Raw genomic sequence first — 19,961 nt, 5'->3', positions numbered from 1 at the left:
GTTGATGGTGGCACGTGAGGTTGCCTCATTCCGCTTACGCGTACCCCTCGTTCGTTAAGGAGAGGGAAATCTGGCACGAGCGGGACGGGTGGAGCGGAGGGGGCGGATGGGGTCAGTGGTCGTCCGCCGGCATCGGGTTGCCCGTGAGTACGGCTGTCACGACCTCGGTGCGGGATCGCATACCGGTGCGTGCGAACAGCCGGGACAGGCGGTTGGCGACCGCGTCCTCGCTGAGCCGCAGTGCGTGTGCGATCTGGCGGTTGGTGAGTCCCTCGGCGAGCAGGGTGGCCAGCAGGTGGTGGTTCTCCGCCGTGGCCTGTTTGCGGCCGGGTACGGTCAGCCCGGCCTCGCGCATCGCGGTCCTGGTGTGGAAGCGCCACAGGGTGGCACCCAGCTCGTCGAACCGTTCGTACGCCTCGTGCAGCAGGGTCGCCGGGGCCGCGTGGGCGCGTACGGCGGTCAGGAGTGTGAGCGCCGTTTCGTACGGCTGGGTGCGGGAGCGGGCCAGGTCGACCGCCTCGTGGAGGTGCTTGTGGGCTTCGGTGGAGTCCGGGCCCAGGACGTTTCCGGACGTCAGTAGGTACAGGAGCCGTGTCCGGCCGCTGTTCATCTGCTCGGCCGTCCGTTCGAGGCGCTGCAGGCAGGCCGTCGCCCGGTCCGTGTGTCCCGCTTCCGCGTGTATCTCGGCGAGTGGGGCCAGCAGTTCGTCGGTGCCGTAGAAGGAGCCGCGTTCGTCCGCCGCGCGCAGGCCGCGTCGCAGCAGTTCCTCGGCCCGGCGAGGGTCGCCGAGGGTGCGCAGTACTTCGGCTTGGGCGTGGTCCAGGATGTGTTCCAGTGGCCCGTTCACCGGTTCGCGCACGCTGCTGATCAGGCGGTCGGCGCTGGTGGCTCGTCCTCGGGCGAGGAGGACGGCCGCCGTGCGGGCGGGGAGCAGGTGGTGTCCGGGGACCACGTTCAGCAGTCCGCCGTTGGCCAGGAGCCGGCGTGCCAGCGCGAGTGCCTCGTCCCACCGCCCGTTGATGTGGTGCCACAGGAACCGGCTGGCCTGGGGGAGGAGTTCGACGTGCAGTTGTCGGGTGGCCAGGAGGTTCGCCGCCGCTCCCAGGTCGCCGCTGCCGAGCAGTACGTCGAACTGGGCGACGTACTTCGCGAACGCCTTGCTGGGAGGCAGGCCGGGTTCCTCCGGCTGGGTCAGTGCGTGTGTGAACCGGTCCGGGCGGCCCAGTACGTACTCCGCGGCGCTGCCGAACAGTTCCAGCAGTGCGCGGCTGGCCGGGGTGGCCTGCCATACCCGCTCGGTCCGCGACATGAGGGTCAGTGCCTCCTGCCAGTTGTCCAGCTGCCACAGTGCCTGGACGCGGCCGGACACGGTGGCCATGGCGGACAGCGGCAGTCCCTCCCACCAATGTGCGGTGCCCATGCGGGACAGGGCCGGCCAGTCCCGTTCGGCGGCCGCCGACGCCACCAGCAGGGTGGCGGCCTCGTGAACCGTCGGTGGGTCGAGGTCCTCGGCGGGGCCGCACACGAGCCACTCGGCCGCCGTGCGGGCCGTCCGGTAGTCGCCGCAGCCGTAGGCGGCCTGGCCGCTGCGCAGTATGGCGAGGTCGCGGTCGTACTGCTCCTCGATGAGGCGGACGGCTCCCCGGTGCCACCGCAGCATTCCCCGGTGTTCGAGGTCGGGGTACAGCGATCGTGCGGCGGCTGTCAGTTCTGCCACCGCGCGGTCGCTGTCGACCAGGAATCCGGCGTCGGCGATCCGGTCGGGGAGATAGGTCTCGGCGTCCGCCTCTTCGAGGAGCGCGGGCGGGGGCGGGGGTGTGGGTGTGGGTGTGGGTGGGGCCTGTGGGGCGGCTCCGGCGTCCGTCCGGTTCCCGGCACCTGTCCGGTTCCCGGCGTCCGCCCGGCTCTCGGTGTCCCCCGGCGCCCCGTCCGCCCACAGCACCTCCACCGCCGCGGCGGACAGGTGGCTGCGTCTTACGGGGCCCAGGCGTTCGCGGACGGTGTGTGCGAGGAGTGGGACGCGGAAGGTCCAGCCGCGTGGTGCGGAGGTGGGGGTCCGGCCGGGGAGTTCGTCGAGGATGCCCGCGTCGACCAGGGTGCGGATGCCGGCGGTCACGGATTCGGTGGGCAGCCCGGTGGACGACGCGACCAGGGATTCGGCCGGGCGGCCGAGCGGCCACAGGATGCTCAGTGCCGTGGCCACCGTGCCGGACGGTTCCTTCAGCGCACACAGCGCCGCTACGTACCGGTCGTGGTCCGGCAGCGGTGGTACCGGAGCGCCGGTACCGAGGAAGGCGTGGCCGTCGGCCGTGCGTATCGCGTCCTGTGCCGTCCATTCGGCGAGGAGGGCGTCCAGTGCGCCGGGGATGCCTCGGCTCAGCTCGTGGAGGCGCCGCATCAGGTCGGCGTCGGGTGCCGACCGCAGCCGCTGCGTCACCATGGCGGTGGCGTCGTCCAGGGTGAGGCGTGACAGCGAGATCGTGTGTGCCGCCGGGTTGTGGGTGAGCCGGTCCATGGCCCGGCCGGGGACGGGGGACGGGGGTGTGCGGGCCGGTGTGGTGTGTTGGACGGCGGTGAGCATCAGCCGGATGCCGGGCGGGAGCCGGTCGAAGTCGGTCTCGTCGAGGAGAGCGAGGGATTCGGTGTCGGCGTGGTGGGCGTCGTCGACGAGTACGACCGCGGGGGTCGGTCGCGCCAGAGCGGCGGTGAGTGCGTCGGCCATGGCTGTCCGGTCGCCGCGTTTCATCGCGGACAGCGCCTCGGCGGCCGGCTTGTGTGCGGGCTTGCGCTTGGTCGTGGTGGACCCGTGTTCTTCCAGGGCCATGGTGATGCGCAGCGCCAGCAGTTGAGGGCGTTCGTCGTCACCGGGGACGCAGACGACGGGCAGGACCGTGATGCCTCCCGCGCGCAGTCGCTCGGCGGTGGCGTGCGCGAACTGGGTGCGTCCGATGCCCCGTTCGCCGCGGACGAGTACCAGGCGTGGCCCGGCCGGGTCGTGGAGGCAGCGGTCGGTCTCGTCCGACTCGGCTGTTCGGCCGAGCAGGTCCTCGCCCGGCTGGTGGAATCGTGCGGCCGTGCCGCCGAAGACCAACTCGGTGTCTGTCCGAGCAGCCACTTCTCCACCGCAACCTTCGAGGATTCACGTACCGGGCGGGCGGCGCCCGCCTCGGACCGACCCGACGGACGGGTCTCGGTCCAGTGCCTGCAATCATGGCAAACCCGGTACAAGAAGTTGGTCTGTTCGGTCATTTGGACGACTCCAATTCTCATGAAGTGGTTCGGCATGGAGAAATTGGGACAACAGGGAGTCGTCGTGCAGCAGCACTCTTCACCTCTCGTCGGCCGGCACGGTGAAGTCGAGGACGTGGCCGAGGCGTTACGCACCACCGGACACACCGCCGGGCCCACCACCGCACGCACCACCGGTGCCGTGGCCCGGACCCTGCTCGTCACCGGTGGCGCCGGGACCGGCAAGACCGCCGTGCTGGAACAGGCGCGGCAGGTGGTGGTCCAGGAGGGCGGCAGGGTTCTGCGGTTCGGCTGGGAATCCGGCGAGGGCCAGGCGGACGGTGCCGCCGCTCTCACGGACGCCGTCTGCGGCGTACTCGCCAAGGTGCACGACGGCCGGCTGCCGGCGCGCATCGCCGCGGTACGCCGGGTGCAGGCGCGGGCCACCGGCCCCGGCGGTGAGGTGGCCCTGCTGTCCACCCTGGGCGAGGTGCTGGCGGACGCGGCCCGTGAGTTCCCCTTCGCACTGGTCCTGGACGGCACCGAGCGGATGCCGGCCCGGACGGCCTCCGCGCTGGGGGTGCTGCTGCGTACGTTCCGCCCGGCGGGCGTGCCGGTGGTGATGGCCGGCCGGTCGATGGGCCCGGGGCACGTCACGGCCGCGCAACTGCCCGCGGCGGCCGACCGGGTGCTCGTACTGCCGCCGCTGTCGTCGGCCGATGTCGGCGCGTTGCTCGTGCGGCGGCTGGGCCGTCCTGTCGAACCCGACCTGGTGACGGCGGTGTTGGCCTCGCTGGGCCCGCTGGCGGGCAGTCCGGCCGCCGTGCTGTCGGTGCTCGCCTCGCTGGAGGAGCGCGGCGGACTGGTCGAACTCGACGGCCAGGTGTGCCTGACCGTGCCGGAGGGCGGGCTGCGGCTCACGGCGGACGCCGCTGAACTGGGCCGGCTCTGCTGGCCGGACACGCCACCGGACGCCGGCACGGTCGCGGCGGCGGCCGTGCTCGCCGGTCTGGTCGAGCGGGCCGAGGTACGGCTTGAGGACCTGCACCGCGTGAAGTCGCCGGACGGGCCGCTCGAAGCCGTCGGCCGTACGGTGGACGGGCTGGTCGGGGACCGGGTGGTGACGGTCGGTCAGGACGGGCGCATCGCGTTCGCCGTTCCGGCGCTCGCGGCGGCGCTGCGGACGCTGCCAGCCCGCGGCGAGGTGCGGTCGCTGCACGCCGCGATCACCAGGCTGGTGACGGACCGGCTGGGTGCCACCGCGGCGGGCACCCGGCGACCGCGGCTGGCCGGCCATGTGGCGGCGGCGGGCGCGATGCTCGACGACGCCCTGGCGGTGCCGTTGCTGCTGGCGGCGGCCGGCAGCAGTGTCAGGTTCAACCAGGAGTGGGCGGTGCGCAGTTACCACTCGGTGCTGCGGCATCTGCCGCCGCACGACCCCAGAACACCCGGTGTGCTGCACGAGTCCGCCGGGCTGAGCCTGCGGCACTCCGACCACCTCGGCGTACTGGCGCTCGGCGAGCCGCTGCTGGCCTGCCTCGACGTGCCCCACGGGGACGATCAGGCGGACCGGGGGGACCCGGGGGACAGCGGCGACCGGAACGGTCTGGAGTGGGTCACCCGGGCAGGGGCTCTGTCGGCACTGCACGAGCACCGGTCTCCGTACGGCGAGGACGCCGACCCCCGGTACCGTGCGGCGCTCGAACGGGTGCCCGCCGCCGAGGAGTTGGCGGCGGTCGGCGGACGGTACGGGATCGGCCCGGGTCGGCCGACGACACCACGGCCGGGGCCGGCCGCGCAGGAGTCCGGCTCCGGCCCCGGGCCGGTTCCGTCGCCCGCGGAAGTGCGGCTGCTGGCCGCCGCCGTGGGAAGCGGCGCCGAATTCGAGCTGGCTCGGCGGGAGTTGCCCGGGGAGGCCCTCGGCGAGGCGGCCCTGGACCGGCTGCGGAACGCCGCCGCGTACGGGGATCTGGCGGGTGCTCTTGAGGCCGTGCTCGGTGAGCGGTACGTCGCGGCGGGGGAGAGCACCGCCGTCCGGTACCACTTCATGGTGCGCGACTATCTGACGGGGGACTGGGACGGTGCCCTGTCGTGCGCCCGCCGGATCGAGACGCGGGGCAGGTCCGGGAGCGCGGCCGGCGTCGGACAGCCGGCCCGGGCGCTGGCGGCCGAGATCCAGCTCATGCGCGGGGAGTTGGGGCGCGCCCGCGAGTGGCTGGACCTGATCCCGGACTCGGTCTGCCATCCGCTGGTGGCCCGGGCGCGGCTGGGCGTCCGGTACTGGTCGGGGCAGGCGGACAAGGCCCCGGCGGCAAAGGCCTCGGCGGACGAGGCCCTGGAAGCGGCACGGCACGACGTGCGGCGGGCCCGCGAGAACGGACTGCTCGCGGGCCTCGACAGGGTGCTGCTGCGGATGCTGTCGATCACGGTACGGGGCGACAGCCCGGAGGCGACGCGGCGGACTCTGGAGGAACTGGAGGCGCTGTACGAGGAGGCCGCCTCGCCCATGACGTACGAGGCGGTGCTCGTCGCCCGCGGGATGGTGCACGGCGACGCGGACAGCGCGCTGGCCGCGTACCGGTTGGTGCGGCGGCGGGTGGATCTGCCGTTGAGCGTGGACTGTTGCCAGTGTCTGACGGAGGTCGGTGACGACCCCCAGCTGTGGCTGGACAAGGCGACGCGGAGCGGGCACGCGCTGGGCATGGGGCGGCCCGTCCGCAGCCTGCTCGGCGCGGCGGCGCGGCGGCGGAACGTGTCGATCCCCAGGCGCCGGGCGGCCCGGGCGGGGCTGAGCGATCGCGAGGTGCGGCTGATCGGCATGGTGAGCGACGGGTCCACCAACCGGCAGATCGCCGCCCGGCTGGCGTGCAGCGAGAAGACCGTGGAGCAGCGGCTTTCGCGGCTGTTCCAGCGGACGGGCTGCCGTTCCCGGGTGGAGCTGGCCGCGGCCTGGGTGGACGGCAGCCTCGCGCGACAGGGCCTGGTGCCGGGGTCTTAGGTCTCAGGAGACCTGGGTCCCAGGTGCACCCAAGTGCATTGCGTCCCAGGCGTACTAGGTCCCGTGGGTGTTCTCGAAGTCCGGCCTCGGTTCCTCGCGTTCGAGTGACCGGCCGCCCAGGAAGATGGTGTCGAACGCGCCCGCCCCGTGATAGCTGAGCTGGATCGTCGGACTTTCGTCCCCGGGGCGGCGTGCCCAGTCGACTCGGGGGTCCCGGCGGGCGTTGGGCCGGAGCGGTGTGTGCCGAGATGTTGGCGGTCGGAGTGTTGGCGGTCGGGCGGTCTCGAAGGCCGCCCAGGTGTCGAAGGCGTGGGCCGGTGTGTTGTCCGCCGGCTCTCCGGCGATGGCCACGCCGACTGAGGGGCGTACCGCGGGCGGGAGTTGGGACGAGTGGGGGGCGTGGGCCGGGTACGGGGGTGCTCCGGCACCGTGGTCGTTCCGTCGGCGCTGTTCGTCCTGCCAGTGGAGTTCGTGCGGTCCGCGGAGGTCGTTCTCCCGCGGTGCGGGCTTGCCGCCGCTGTCGCTGGTCACCACCACCGTGACGCCGACGATGATCAGCAGGAGCCCGGGAACGGTCGCGGCCGCGACGCCCTGGTCCATCAGTGACCATGCCATGAGCGCGGCCACCGGGGTCTCCAGCAGGAGGAGGACGCTCATCGTCGTCGCCGATGTCCTGCCGAGGACGAAGTTGAGTGCGCCGAGCCCCAGGAGCTGGGGGAGGATGAGCAGGCCGAGCAGCGACAGTTGGGTGGTGCTGTCGAAACCGGTGAGCGGGATGTCGAACAGCCAGCAGGCGGCGAGGAGTTCGAGACCGCAGACCAGCGAGGTGACCGTCGAGTACAGGGGTGTGCTCACGTCGGCCCGCGACTTCTCGCTCAGCGCGGCGTACGCGGCCTGGGCGACGGCCCCCGCGAGGGCGAGCAGGTCCCCCAGCAGTGCCGTACGGCTGCCGGACTGGATGTCCACACCGGCGGCCGCGGCCGCTCCGACCACGGCGAGCGTGAGACCCGCCCATGTCCTGCGGGATGCCCGGACGCCCTGACCCGCGGCGATGAGGGCCTGCCAGACGGGCTGGGTGGCGACGAGCGCGGTGGACATGGCGACCGAGGTCAGCTGCGTACTCGTCATGAAGGCCGCGAAATGCAGGGCGAGTGCCGTGGCCGCGAGGAAGCCGAAGAACATGGGCCGCCACTGCTCCCGGCGCAGCAGCCCGCGTTCGCCGCGTGCGACGCGGACCACCTCGCGGCGGCGCAGTATCAGGAGGAACGGTCCGAGGGTGGCGAAGCCCAGGGCGTTGCGCCAGAACGCCATGGCGAGCGGCGACGCGGTGGCGGCGGCGGTGAGCGGGGCGGTGGCGGATATGGAAACCACGGCGACCGCCATCGCGGCGATGGACAGCGGATCGATTCTGGTTCTCACTCGCGGACTCGACTCCGATTCGAGCATGGGGGGACGGCGGGTCCGACGGTGTTTGCATGGGGGAAGCCATCGGTCCGTCTCTTGGCGGTACGGACTGTAGGGGACGGTCGGCGTGGCGCCCGCCTTGCTCAAACGCCGCTCCACGCCCGCTCACGGGCGGTGGAAGTGGCTTCCCGGGGCGGTGATCCGGGCGGAACCGCGCCGGTTCGTCGAGGGCCCGTAGCGCCGGTCGCGGCGATGTTCGCGCTGATCAGGGGCTCGTTGTTCGGAGTTGACCGGCTGCGGCGCCGACTCGTCGCGGGTGAGGGGAACAGCCGTCGCCGGAGCGGGAATCGAGGGATGCCCCCGACCGTGCCGCGCGCTCGCCACGACCCGAATTCGGCCCGTCCGTGCAGTGCGCAGCGCACTGGCGGGCAAATGACATTGCGCGGGGCCGTGCTCGGCGGCGATGGTCATCTCCGCGGGCGGCCGACCACTGAGGCCGCCGCTTCGAGCGTGCGGGCCTTTCGTCGCCTTCCGACACCGGGCCCTGTGTCAGCGTCAGATACAGGGCCCGGTGTCTGTGCGTGCCGGTCGTTGAGCCGACGGGCAGGGTCGCTTGTCCCCGTGGGCAATGTTCGCGCCGAGGGTCCATCGCGGTCCGTGCCGCTTCCTAAGCTGTGAGTGCAGCCCTGCTGCGGTCATGCGGTGATGGCGACAGCCACGCCGCGGCGCGACCTGCCGCCGTGCGAAACCCTGCCGCCCCGCCGACCCCTCAAGACGTGCCGTGACCCCGAACTGACGTCTGTGGGGCGGGAGTTGTTCATCATCCCATGGTGACGTGAAACCTGACGGAAGGACCGACGTGTTGACAACGGACAGTGCGCCGAGTGCCCGCGCCGAATGGCACGCCTCTCGCACGGAGAACCTCTGTGTCCGCGGGGCGCGCTATGTCACCGGATCGGACATCGTCCGTGTCTCGCGCGCTCTCGCCCTGGAGCCGTGGCATCTGACGCAGACCGCGCCCGCCGCCGCCGACGACCCGACCGGGATCGTCACGAACGGCGGCCGGCGCCGGGTGAATCTGCGGCTGGCCAACGGCCCGTACGGCTGTGTCTTCCTCCTGCGCACGGCCGGCGGACTCGGCCACTGCGGGGTCGGCGAACTCGCGCCCGTCTCCTGCCGTGCCTTTCCCGCCCAGTTGGGGGAGGGCGCTCCCGCCGGGACGACGAAGTCTCGTGGCGGGTCGGGGCAGTTGACCGAGGCGGACCTCGACCAGGAACTGCTGGCGGACGCCAAGCGCGGCTGGACCGCGGACCGGGACCACTGGTTCGAGGTCGTCGAACGGTGGAACGCGCTGCCCGACGAGTCCGGTGCGGGGGCTGGATCTGGAACTGGCTCCGGGTCCGGGTCCGGGTCCGACGACGAGTCCGGTATCCGCGACTTCCAGCGCTATCTGCTGGAGACCCACGCCGCTCGCGAGGCCGGGACGGCCTGGCCCGGAGAGGCTGACCGGTGAACGGAAGCGGAGTCAACGTCGCCGGCTGCGCGGGCTGTACGGGTGACTGCTGCCGGAGGTACAAGGTCGGCGTCACCGCCGCGGACGTCCGCAGGGTCGCGGCCGGGACCGCGCTGCACCCCGAGGAGTTCGTCACCCTTCTTGAGGACGACTCGGGCTTCCGGCTGCGGCCCGACGGGCCCACCTTCGACCTGTATCTCGTCCGCGGACCGGAGAGCGGAGGCTGTGTGTTCCTGATGGAGATCGCCTCGGGAAAGGCCCGGTGCGGCGTGTACGCCCATCGCCCGCTGGTGTGCAGCAACTTTCCGACGACCCTCGAACGGGGTGCGGTGGCGATCCGTCAGGAGACCGTCTGCGGACCGGACTCCTGGAACCTCGCCGCGATGGAACTGACCACCTACCGGCGCGACCTGGAGCGCAACCGGGCCGCCTGGGCCGAGCACCGGCGCCTGGTGCGGACGTGGAACGCGGCCGTCGACACCGACCAGCGGGAGAGAACCGCCCGCGAACTGTACGAAGTCCTGCTCGGGCCGACCGGGCCGGGCTTATGAGGCCGCAGAGGAACGACGGGGACGCGCAGGCCCATGCCCACGCGTACGAATACGAGTACGAGTACGAGTACGCCGAGGCGGAGGTTTCCCCCGCGCCGATCGACAAGCTCCTCGTCGCGTCCGTGGCCCGGCGTTTCTACCTAGAGAACCAGTCGAAGGTGGACATCGCCAAGGAGTTCGACATCAGCCGGTTCAAGGTGGCCCGGCTCCTCGACGCCGCCGTCGCCCACAACATCGTGCGGATCGACATCACCGTCCCGGCCGAGATCGACGCCCCGCTCTCCCAGGCCCTGGCCGAGCGCTTCGGACTGCGGCACGCCGTCGTCGTGAGCCTGACCCGGAGCGAGGGCGGTACTCCGGCTCCGGGTGACACGCGTCAGGTCGACCGCTGGCTCGGTACGGCGGCGGCGCAGCTGATCTCGGAGATCGCCGAGGAGGGCGACGTCCTCGGCCTGGACGGCAGCCGCGCGGTGGAGGCGCTCAGCGAGGCGGTCACCCGGCTGCCCTCCTGCGAGGTGGTCCAGTTGACCGGCGTACACGGGCCCGACCTGGCCAACGACCCCGCGGTCACCGCGGTCCGCCGTACCGCCGCGGCCGGGGGTGGGCAGGCCCTGCCCCTCTACGCGCCGTTCGTCCTGCCGAACGCGCCGACGGCGTCGATCCTGCGGAGCCAGCCGGCCATCGCCGAGACGCTCGGCCGGTTCGGCCGGGTCACCAAGGCCGTCGTCGGCATCGGTGCGTGGGAGGCCGCGCTCTCGCCGCTGTACGACGTCCTGACGGAACGGGAGCGTGAGACGTACGACTCGCTCGGAGCGTGCGCCGAGATGTCCGGCCATGTCTTCGACGCGACCGGTGACGTGATCCCCACGGAGCTCAACGCCCGGACGATCTCCGTGAGCGCCGCCCAGCTCCGCGGTGTGCCCGAGCTGATCGCCGTCTCGGGCGGCCCGCGGAGCGCCGGGGCCGTCCGCGCCGTCCTCGGCAGCGGGCTCCTCACCGGGGTCGTCACGGACGCGACGACCGCACGCCGTCTCCTCTGGTACGAGGGCCCGGACGACTCGTCGCGGACGAGGGACGCGTACAGAGACTTTTCCAGGGACGCGGCCAGGGACGCGGTCAAGGACGCGTCCAGGGATGCGTTGCTGGACGCGTCCAGAGATGCGTCCAGGGACGCGTACGTGGTGGAAACGGCCACGTGAGTTCGCCGTGCGGCACATCCCGGTTCCTGTTACCCGCCCCGGCTCGGGGGCCCGCGTGACCGACCAGCCACCGATCCACCGAGTGAGGACAGTGATGACCCAGCAGGGTGCCGTGGACGACGGGCTGCCGCCTGTGCCGGACGAGATCCGTGAGGCGGCCAGGCTCGCACCGGACCACTGGCTGGGCATGGTCGATCCGCTGTGGTCCGGCGAAGGGCAGCCCCCCGACTGGGCGTTGGTCGGCCGGTGGCGGTCGGGCCTGGACGGCGAGATCGAGGAGTGGCAGGAGAACCCCGACTACCGGCCGTCCCCCAGCGCCCACGGCTGGCCCGAGCCGGCGGACGACGTGGACAGGGCCGTCCAGCTCGCGGCGACCGGCTACGGACCCGGCGAGGCGGTGACCGAGGCGTTGCTCGGCCGTGAGGTGGCTGTACTGACCGGGCCGGGCGGCGGCCCGCTGAGCGCCGTGACCCCGGACGGAACCCCGGTCGTCCCGCTCTTCACCTCACCGGTGTTCCTGCACACCGTCGGCCGCCTCGCCTTCGAACTGGTCAAGGCCGACGACCTGGTGGGGCGGGTTCCCGAGGGGCACGCGCTGTATCTCAACCCCTCCGCACCGGTCAGCATGACCCTCGAACTCGACGTCCTGCGCGACGCGGTCACCACCGGGAGGGCCGACGGCCCGGTGACTGGGGAGGGGGCCGATCCGCCGGTGGCCGGGCCTGGGCGTGGGTCGGCGAGCGTGGTGGACGGTCGGCGGGCGTGGGGGACGGGCGCGTGAGTCGTTGGTCAGCGCGGCTGTCCCGTCGGGGCGGCAGGCCGCCCGGGCCGGTGCGTGGTGCGCGGAATCCGGCCGGGGACCCGCCGGGCGGCGCCGGACCCCGGGAGGCCGGCGGAGCCCTGCCGGTCGAGGACATCGACGGTGTGCTGCTGGTCCGTTCGGTCGAGGACGACTCCTTCCCGATGGACACCCTGGCCGAGGTGGCCCGCGCGGTCGCCGCGGACGAGGACATCGTCACGGTGATGGTCGGCTCCGGCGACGGGGGCGGGCCGGACGCCGACCACTGGTCCCGTCTGGGTGCCCTCCTCGACTCCCTGCGGGCCAAGGGCACCGGCCGGGTCCGGCTCGTCCTGTCCGGTGCCGGCGACGACCAGCCGGGCCGGCCCTGCGTGGCCCGCAGGATCGCCGACGCCTGGGAGCTGGAGGTGATCGCTCCCGACGGGGCCGTCCTGATCACCCCCGGGGGCGCGCTCTTCGTCCACGGGGACTCCCGGCCCGGGTACGGATGGTGGCTCTTCGCACCAGGCGAGGCGCCCCGGAAACTGGGCCCGCGAGCCCCCGCACCGGCGTGGCAGGAGGCACTCGGCCGGGTGCCCGCACGTACGGCGGGCGGTTGCGTGGTGGACCAGATACCGGCGGGCGTGCTGATGCGTCCGGCCGAGGCGCCCGGACCGTCCCCCGACGACCTGTGCTTCGCGGTGCCCGTCGACTTCGAGCGCCCCACCGTGCTGGTCGGCGCCCTCCGGGCGGAGGACGTCGCCGCCGACGAGGTGGCCGCCGTCCTCGCCGCGCTGCCGGTGGCCCACCGGTCCCGCGTCCGTCTCGCCCCGGGAGGCCGCCGCGACCTGCTGCGGCTCGGCCACTCGGTCGCGGGCCTGCTGGGCGGCGAGGTGGAAGTGCTCACGGGCCTGCCGCTGCTCGCCGACCACGCACCGCCCGGAGCGCCTCCGCGGCCGACCATGGTGGGCACCGACGGGAGACCGAGCTGGGAGCCGTTCGTGTCGTCCGTGACCTGCGGGCCCGCCGACGCGCAGGGGAGGGTTTCCGCTCCCCGGCTGGTGGTGAGCCGTCCGCCCGACTGGCTTCCCGCCGGTACGGAACCGGGCACCGTACGGCTGACCGACCGCTGGCAGGCCACGGTGACACGGGCCGGTCTCGCCCTGTGGGAACGGGACGCTCCCCGCCCTCCGCTCGCCGGGCCGGACGTGGATCCGGACACCTGTGCCGTCGAACTGGGGGTACCGGGACAGCCGTTGGACGAGTCGGTGCTCCCCGCGCTGTCCCGGCTCCTGGCCGGCCTCGGCTCCGCGACCCGGGCGAAGACCACGCTGCTGGTGCGCGGCAGGCTCTCCGCCGGAGAGGGTGAACTGCGCAGACTGGCCGCCGAACACGGCGTACTGGGCATCCGCTATGTCACGGCCGGCGCCCCCGGGCGACCGTGGGCCGCGGCACGCCGAACCGGTCCGGGCTCGCCCCCGTCCGCGGGTGCCGTCGCGGCGCCGCCCCCCACCGGCCCGGCTGCGGCGGTGCCACCGACCGCCGTGCCACGGCGGCCCGTTCGGGAGTCCGCCGAGGGGCCGCCCGGACCCACTCCGGGACGGGCGACACCTCCCGTACGGCACACGCCGTCACCCGGGCCGATGGTACGTACGGGCGGGACCGGGGGCACCTCCACGGTGACCCCGCCCGCCTCGACGGAAGCCGGCGACGGGACGGTCGGCCGCGGCGAACCGGGGGCGGGGCCGGCTTCCGGCCGACGTACGCCGCCCGGGCGCCGCACCACCGCGGAGGCGCCGACGCCTGCACCGACGGTCGGTACGAGCACGGGGGCGTCGGCGGTCAGTACGGGCGCGGGCACGGAGCCGGAGGGGGAGTTCGCCACCGGCGAGGCGGCGGTCGCCGGTACGGAGACGCGCCTGGCCGGTGGGGCGCCCGGCCGGGGAAGTGACGTATCGGCTCCGGAGCCGGGAGGCCGCGTACGGGCTCGGCATCGACCGGAACCCGAACGGGAACCGGAACCCGAACCGGAACAGGAACTGGAATCAGAACCGGAGTTGAAGCCGGGCCAGGATCCGGACCCCGAGTTGGACCTGGACCTGGACCCCGCGCCGAGGCCGAAATCGAAGCCGGACCGGGAGTTGACCCCGGAACTTGCGGCGGAGCCGGAGCCGGAGCCGGACCCGGACCTGGACCTGGATCGGCAATTGACGCCAGACCCCGAGCCGGAGCCGAGGCCGGAGTCGGACCCGGAGTTGAAACCGGACCCGGAGCCCGAGCCGAAGCCGAAGCCGGAACCAGAACCAGAACCGGAACCGAACTCGGAGCCGAGGCCGAAGCCGAAGCCGGAACTGGGACCGGAACTGGGACCGGGACCGGGACCGGGACCCAAGCCGGAACCAGGACCCAAGTCGGCGCCGGGACCAGGACCCAAGCCGGCGCCGGGACCGGGACCCGAGCCGGCGTCGGCGCCGTCGTCGGCGTTTGTCGCGCGGGCCGTGGCCCTCCCCGTGGCTCCGGGGCATGCCAGCGGCGCGGCTGAACGGGCGGCGTTCCGTGAGCTTGCCTCGGGGGCCTGGGAGCGGCATGCCGCCGCGGTCTCGCGGGTGCTCACGCGGATGCCCGCGCTGCGCGGCCAGGAGCTGGAGGCGGCGAGGGTCGACCTCATCGCCGCGCACGCGTATCTCACCACCGAGGAAGGCCCGTTGCACCACCGCGAGCTGATGCGGGACCTGCGCGCGGGGGACGGGCGGCTGCTGCCCTACGCCGGGTGTCTCGCGTCCGCGCTGCGGCGGCTGCCCTCCTACCGCGGGGTGGCCCTGCGCGGCGGGGACGCCTCCGGGGCGGAGCCCGCGGCCGGTTCCCTGCTGCAGGACCCGGGGCCGGTCAGCGCGCTGGCCCGGCCCTCGGCACCGCCCGCCGGGACCTCGGTGCGCTACGCGATCTGGTCCGTCACCGGGCGCAAGGTCAGACAACTGCTCGACCAGCCGGCCGGACCGCCGGAGACCGCCGAGGAGGTCGTCTTCGTGCCGGGGACCAGTTTCCGGGTGCTGGGCGTACGGACCGGGCCGGCCGGCTCTCCCGTGGTGCTGCTCCGGGAGCTGCCCGGGAACGCCGTCTTCTACATGGACGGCGCGGACGAACTGAACCAGCGGGACCTCATCGCGCGCACCCATCTCGAAGAGGCGCTCGCCAAGGGCCTCCGCGCGGGCGAGGGCCGGAGCTGGCCGGAGCGCTGCACCGGGCTCGTCGGCCAGGGCGTATAGGCGGGGACCGCATCCCCGCTCACATACAACTCCACATCACGTACAGGTCCACATCACGTACAGATCCAACAGGTTCAAAGGAGCATGATGGCAAATCGTCAGAACCGATCCTCCCCTGACGGATCGTCCGTTCGCAGGGCGGTCGCGCTGGGGTCGGTGGGAGCGGATCCGGGACCGAGCCTGGCGCCCGCCGCGCCGCCGTCCGGCAGTGCGGCCTCCGGCAGTGCGGCGCAGGGCGAGAGCGGGAGTGAGGAGACGGCACCGTCGCGTCCGGTCGCCTCGGCGGGTACGGGGTCGGGCACCACGAGCGGTACGACCTCTGAAGCGGGCTCGGCGGCCAGCGCGGCGACAGGCTCGGCGGCCTCGCGGCAGCAGGCGGAGCCGGAGCCGGAGCCGGAAGCGGAGCCGGCATCGGCATCGGCAGGGCGCGGGTGGGGGCGCGGACGCGGACGTGGCCAGGCCGCCTCGGCGGCGGTCCCGGACACCGCCGCCGGCGCAAGTGCCGCTGCCAGCACAAGTGTTGGTGCCGGTGCCACCGCCGGTGTCGCCGCTGCCGCCGCGGCCGGTGGAGGCAGGGCCTCCGGCGACGGAGCCGCGCGCGGGGAGGACGTACCGCCCTCCGGGAACCCGAAGAAGCCGCTGCTGGCCGCCGCCGGTATCGCGGGCGCGGTGCTCCTCGTGGTGCCGCTGCTGATCTGGGCCACGGACGACTCCGGGCAGAAGAAGGACACGACGTCGGTGGCCGCCGATTCGGACACCGTCCTCGACGGCGAGTCCCCGGGTGCTCCGCAGGGCGAGTACGCGCCGGCCGAACCCTCGGCCGATCCGAGCGGGAAGCCCTCCAAGTCGGCCAAGGCGAAGGGGAAGGCGAAGACCAACGGGAAGGCACAGTCCGCCGTCGGAGCGGGCCAACCCGCGGGTGGGGCGGCCGTCACGCCGGGGGACCCGAAGAAGCCGGCGAAGGAGAAGTCCTCCGGTTCGGGGTCCGGCACCGACTCCGGGTCGACACAGCGCCAGGCGGCCGGGCCTCCGGCGGGCACCGCGGCGTACTCGGTCCTGCAGCTGGCCGACCGGAACCCGGGCCGGCACATCTGCTACCGGGCCTATGTGCAGGACATCGGCTGGCAGAGCGTGCGGTGCGACGGCGCCACGGCCGGCACCGAGGGGCAGAGCCGTGCGATCAAGGCCATCAACGTCGCCGTGACCGGCATGCCCAGCGCCAACGGCACGGCCGCCACCCCGTACATCCAGGGGACCGGATGGGCGGGGACGAACTGGCGGGGCGTGGCCAACGGCGCCAACCTGACCATCGGAACGGCCTCGAACTCGGCGCCGAACATGGCGGGTTTCGGCATCAGCGTCGATTCGGCCAAGAGCCAGGTCTGCCAGAACGCGCATGTCAAGGACGGGGGTTGGCTGGGCGTGCAGTGCGACACCCCCGCCTCCGCGAACAACTACATATTCGGCGGCACCCTGGACACGTCGCGCTGGCTCGAAGCCGTGCGGTTCACCGTGTGACGCCGCCCGTCTGAGTGACGGGAACGCCCGCCGGGTCGGTCTTCCGGCGGGCGTTCTTCTGTACGGGGTTCACGGGCTTACGCGGCCCACGGGCTTACGCGGCCCACGGGCATACGCGGCCCCCGGGTTCACGCAGCCCACGGGCTCACGGGGCGGCTCGGTTCCGGTTCACAGGGCTGCCTGGTGCCGGGCGGAACGGCTGCCGGGCGGCAGGTCCTCGGGGAGCAGTGTCGTGAGGTCGGCGAGGCTGGGCGACGGGAGTCCGCCGAGCCGCCGGGCCTGGCTGGTCATCATGGTCTCCAGCAACTGGCGGGCGAGCCGGGCGTTGCCGAAGGAGCGGTCCCGGGGGATCGCGTCCACATGGGCGCGCAGCGCCGTCAGGGTGTCGGTGCCGCACTCGTAGCCGGACGCGGTGGCGTGCCGGGAGACGATGGTGACCAGTTCCTCGGTGCTGTAGTCCTCGAACCGCACGTACTTGGAGAACCGGGAGGACAGGCCGGGGTTGGAGTCGAGGAAGCGCTCCATCTCCTCGGTGTATCCGGCGACGATGACGACGACCTCGTCGCGGTGGTCCTCCATCAGTTTGAGGAGGGTGTCGACGGCTTCGCGTCCGAAGTCGTTGGAGGAGCCCTCGGGGGTGAGGGTGTAGGCCTCGTCGATGAACAGCACGCCCCCGAGCGCACTGGTGAAGACCTCCTTGGTGCGCTGCGCGGTGTGCCCGATGTACTGGCCCACGAGGTCGGCCCGGGCCACTTCGACCAGGGTGGTGCGGGGCAGCACGCCCAGCGAGTGCAGGAGTTTCGCGTAGAGCCGGGCCACCGTGGTCTTTCCGGTGCCGGGGGGTCCGGTGAAGACCAGATGGTTGCTGATCCTGGGTGAGGGGAGCCCCGCCGCTATCCGCTGCCGGGCGTTGGAGAGCAGGTTGACCAGGTCGGAGACCTCGTGTTTCACGGCTCCGAGCCCGACCATGGCCGTGAGTTCGTCCATGGGATCGGCCGCGTCGTCCGCCTTCCGAGGTGTTCCGTCGACGGCCGCGGCCTCCTCGTCCCCGACGTCCTGCGGCATCAGCAGGGTCAGGTCGCTCTCGGCGGGGTCGGGCATGGACGCCAGCCGGAAGGCCTGCCGGTCCACCATCTCCTCGAAGACCCCGCGGGCCGCCCGGCCGTTGCCGAAGGAGGCGTCCCGTGTCATCCCCTCGAAGCGCACGGCCAGCGCCTCCCGGGTCAGTGGCCCGAGCTCGAACTGGTGCTGGGCGCACATGCTCTCGGTGATGGTCACCAGCTCGTCCACCGCGTAGTTGCCGAACTCGATGGTGCGGGTGAACCGGGAGGCGAGGCCCGGGTTGGCGGACAGGAACGACTCCATCTGCTCGGAGTATCCGGCCGCCACCACGACCACGTCGTCGCGGTGGTCCTCCATCAGTTTGAGGAGGGTGTCGACGGCTTCGCGTCCGAAGTCGTTGGAGGAGCCCTCGGGGGTGAGGGTGTAGGCCTCGTCGATGAACAGCACGCCCCCGAGCGCGCTGGTGAAGGCCTCGGTGGTCTTGATGGCCGTACCGCCGATGATCTGGGCCACCAGGTCGGCCCGGGCGACCTCGACCAGATGCCCGGAGCGCAGCACGCCCAGGTCCGCCAGGATGCTTCCGTAGAGCCGGGCCACCGTGGTCTTTCCGGTGCCGGGCGGTCCGGCGAAGATCAGGTGCCGGCTCATCGAGGGGACCGGCATGCCGAGCCGGCGGCGGCGTTCCGCCAGCTGGTTGAGGTTGACCAGGGTGTGCACCTGGTGCTTGACGTTGTCCAGGCCGGTGAGCGACTCCAGTGCTGCGAGGGGGCCTTCCGGCTCGGGTTCCTTCCCGGGGGAGTCGCCGGGCGTCCCGCCGTCGCCGCCGCCTTCGGCGCTCTCGCCCCAGCTGTCCGGCTTGCCGTTGTCCGCGCTGGTCAGGAAGTCGACCGAGAGCCGGTCGCCGGCGCGGCTCTGGCGCAGTCCGGCCCCCCGGTTGTCGCGCACCACGCACCGGGTGACGGCGACGGGTTCGGCACTGTCGATCCGTACGCCGTCGCCCGTGCTGCCGGTGATCTCGCAGCCGGTGAGGGAGGCCCGGCCGCCGCGTACGACCTGGACCCCGTGGGTCTTCGAGCCGTTGATCCGGACGCGGTCCAGGGTGATCTCCGCGCCGTCCTGGACGCTCACGCCCGCGTCGGCGCTGTCGTGGATCTCGCAGTCCCGCAGGGTGCCCCGGCCGTTCTCGCCGACGAGGAGGCCCGAGCGGGCGGCGGAGCGCAGCACGGTGTCGGTGACGACGGGGTCGGCGTCGTCGTCGATGGTCAGGGCGTAGCCGCCCGCGGACTCGATCTCGCAGTGCTCCACGCGCCCGCGGCCGTCGTCGCTGAATTCGATGCCGTGGCCGCCCGCCCCGACGACCCTGGCGCGGCGCAGCAGCGGGTTGGCGGAGGAGCGGACGGAGATGCCGATCCCGGCCGCGTCCAGTACGTCCAGGCGGTCGAACTCTGCCGTGGAGTCGTCCGCGAGCAGTACCGACCCCGAGGTGTCGGCGCAGTCGGTCACCACCGTGTCCCGCAGCATCGGTGAACTGCCCTCCACGACGCGGACGGCGGGCTGCGTCGAGGTGTGGAACTCACAGCCCTCCAGGGTTCCGCGCGAGCGGTCGAGTACGAGCAGCCCGCTGTGCTTGGTGCGCCGGGTGACGCAGCGGCGCAGCAGGGGGTCGGCCCCGCCGGAGACGACGACGGCGCTCTGGGCGATCGACTCGAACGTGGTGTCCTCGATCTCCGGGCGGGAGACGCTGGTGACGAGCAGGCCCACCGAGGTGTGGTGGACGGTGGACCGCAGGACCCGGGTGGAGCTGTGGCCCTCCAGAGCGATGGCGGGCTTGTCGGTGCCGGAGATGTCGCAGCCGTCGATCGTGCCCCTGGCCTCGCCGCCGGCGAGGATTCCGTTGGCCCGCGCGCCGCGTATCCGGCAGTCGCGTACGAGTGGTCCGGCCGTCTCGCCGATGACCACGGCGGAGGTGCCGAAGTTCTCGAACTCGCAGTCCTCGACGACGCTTTCGGACTCCGAGGAGTCGACGATCCCGGCGCCGCCGGGGTTGCTGATCCGGCAGCCGCGGGCGGCCAGCGAGCCCTTGCCGCGGACCAGCAGCGCCGTCCAGCCCGCGCCGGTGACGGAACATCCGTCGAGGGCCGCCTGGCCGGCCGGTACGTCCACGACCGCCAGTTCCTTGTCCCGGCCGCGCAGGGTCAGGCCGCTGAGCATGACGGCGTCGGCCATGAGGCTCACCGCGGTGCCGGAGCGCGGGCAGATCTCCACGGAACCGGGCTCGCCCTCGGCGACGATCGTCACCCGGTTCCTGATGACGAGGTTCTCGGTGTAGCGGCCGGGCCGTACCCGGATCACCGCCCCGGTGCGTGCCTGGGCCAGCGCCTCGCCGATCGTCGGGAAGCTGTCCGTCCGCTCCGGGCAGACCGTGAGTATTTGCCGTGCCACGC

The 19,961-nt window shown here is 72.9% G+C and carries 11 protein-coding genes; 7 read left to right on the top strand and 4 right to left on the bottom strand.

What is annotated here, in order from left to right; all coding sequences use genetic code 11:
- Positions 1–112: 112 nt before the first annotated feature.
- On the bottom strand, positions 113–3,115 hold the full coding sequence (locus ACH4YP_RS18775; protein ID WP_398491248.1) for an AAA family ATPase: 3,003 nt from the start codon (positions 3,113–3,115) through the stop codon (positions 113–115).
- A gap of 198 nt (positions 3,116–3,313) precedes the next feature.
- Here ACH4YP_RS18775 and ACH4YP_RS18770 point away from each other — a divergent pair, with 198 nt between their 5' ends.
- Complete coding sequence (locus tag ACH4YP_RS18770; protein ID WP_398491246.1) at positions 3,314–6,226, top strand: LuxR C-terminal-related transcriptional regulator; 2,913 nt, start codon at positions 3,314–3,316, stop codon at positions 6,224–6,226.
- A gap of 54 nt (positions 6,227–6,280) precedes the next feature.
- Here the strand turns inward: ACH4YP_RS18770 and ACH4YP_RS18765 are convergent, their stop codons facing one another.
- Positions 6,281–7,645 carry an EamA family transporter gene (locus tag ACH4YP_RS18765; RefSeq protein WP_398491244.1) on the bottom strand — a complete coding sequence of 455 codons (1,365 nt, stop codon included), beginning with the start codon at positions 7,643–7,645 and terminating at the stop codon, positions 6,281–6,283.
- An 847-nt stretch (positions 7,646–8,492) separates the two neighbouring features.
- On the opposite strand from ACH4YP_RS18765, the gene ACH4YP_RS18760 reads away from it, so the two are divergent.
- From ACH4YP_RS18760 to ACH4YP_RS18740, 5 genes are all read left to right on the top strand, one after another.
- Entirely contained in the window at positions 8,493–9,143 is a 651-nt protein-coding gene (locus tag ACH4YP_RS18760) for a hypothetical protein (RefSeq protein WP_398491242.1), read from the top strand.
- A complete protein-coding gene (locus ACH4YP_RS18755) occupies positions 9,140–9,694 on the top strand; it encodes a YkgJ family cysteine cluster protein (protein WP_398491240.1) in 555 nt (184 codons plus the stop codon). The genes ACH4YP_RS18760 and ACH4YP_RS18755 overlap by 4 nt, the downstream gene beginning before the upstream one ends.
- A complete protein-coding gene (locus ACH4YP_RS18750; RefSeq protein ID WP_398491238.1) occupies positions 9,691–10,893 on the top strand; it encodes a sugar-binding transcriptional regulator in 1,203 nt (400 codons plus the stop codon). Before ACH4YP_RS18755 ends, ACH4YP_RS18750 begins: the two co-directional genes overlap by 4 nt.
- Before the next feature lie 94 nt (positions 10,894–10,987).
- A complete protein-coding gene (locus ACH4YP_RS18745) occupies positions 10,988–11,674 on the top strand; it encodes a type VII secretion system-associated protein (protein ID WP_398491236.1) in 687 nt (228 codons plus the stop codon).
- On the top strand, positions 11,671–14,937 hold the full coding sequence (locus ACH4YP_RS18740) for a hypothetical protein (RefSeq protein WP_398491234.1): 3,267 nt from the start codon (positions 11,671–11,673) through the stop codon (positions 14,935–14,937). The genes ACH4YP_RS18745 and ACH4YP_RS18740 overlap by 4 nt, the downstream gene beginning before the upstream one ends.
- A gap of 98 nt (positions 14,938–15,035) precedes the next feature.
- Here the strand turns inward: ACH4YP_RS18740 and ACH4YP_RS18735 are convergent, their stop codons facing one another.
- On the bottom strand, positions 15,036–15,641 hold the full coding sequence (locus ACH4YP_RS18735; RefSeq protein WP_361072587.1) for a hypothetical protein: 606 nt from the start codon (positions 15,639–15,641) through the stop codon (positions 15,036–15,038).
- Between ACH4YP_RS18735 and ACH4YP_RS18730 the strand changes: the two genes are divergently transcribed.
- On the top strand, positions 15,607–16,455 hold the full coding sequence (locus tag ACH4YP_RS18730) for a hypothetical protein (RefSeq protein ID WP_398491232.1): 849 nt from the start codon (positions 15,607–15,609) through the stop codon (positions 16,453–16,455). The genes ACH4YP_RS18735 and ACH4YP_RS18730 overlap by 35 nt on opposite strands.
- 168 nt (positions 16,456–16,623) lie before the next feature.
- On the opposite strand, the gene ACH4YP_RS18725 is transcribed toward ACH4YP_RS18730, so the two are convergent.
- Positions 16,624–19,959, bottom strand: coding sequence for a right-handed parallel beta-helix repeat-containing protein (locus ACH4YP_RS18725; protein ID WP_398491230.1), 3,336 nt, complete (start codon positions 19,957–19,959; stop codon positions 16,624–16,626).
- Positions 19,960–19,961 lie beyond the last annotated feature (2 nt).

Source organism: Streptomyces sp. NPDC020747 (assembly GCF_044334695.1).
Taxonomy (GTDB): Bacteria; Actinomycetota; Actinomycetes; order Streptomycetales; family Streptomycetaceae; genus Streptomyces.
This window is presented reverse-complemented; position numbering and strand designations above follow the sequence as displayed.

Excerpts from the sequence above, each read along its gene's own strand:
- ACH4YP_RS18750 (WP_398491238.1), top strand. The coding sequence starts at position 9,691 with ATGAGGCCGCAGAGGAACGACGGGGACGCGCAGGCCCATGCCCACGCG.
- ACH4YP_RS18745 (WP_398491236.1), top strand. The coding sequence starts at position 10,988 with ATGACCCAGCAGGGTGCCGTGGACGACGGGCTGCCGCCTGTGCCGGAC.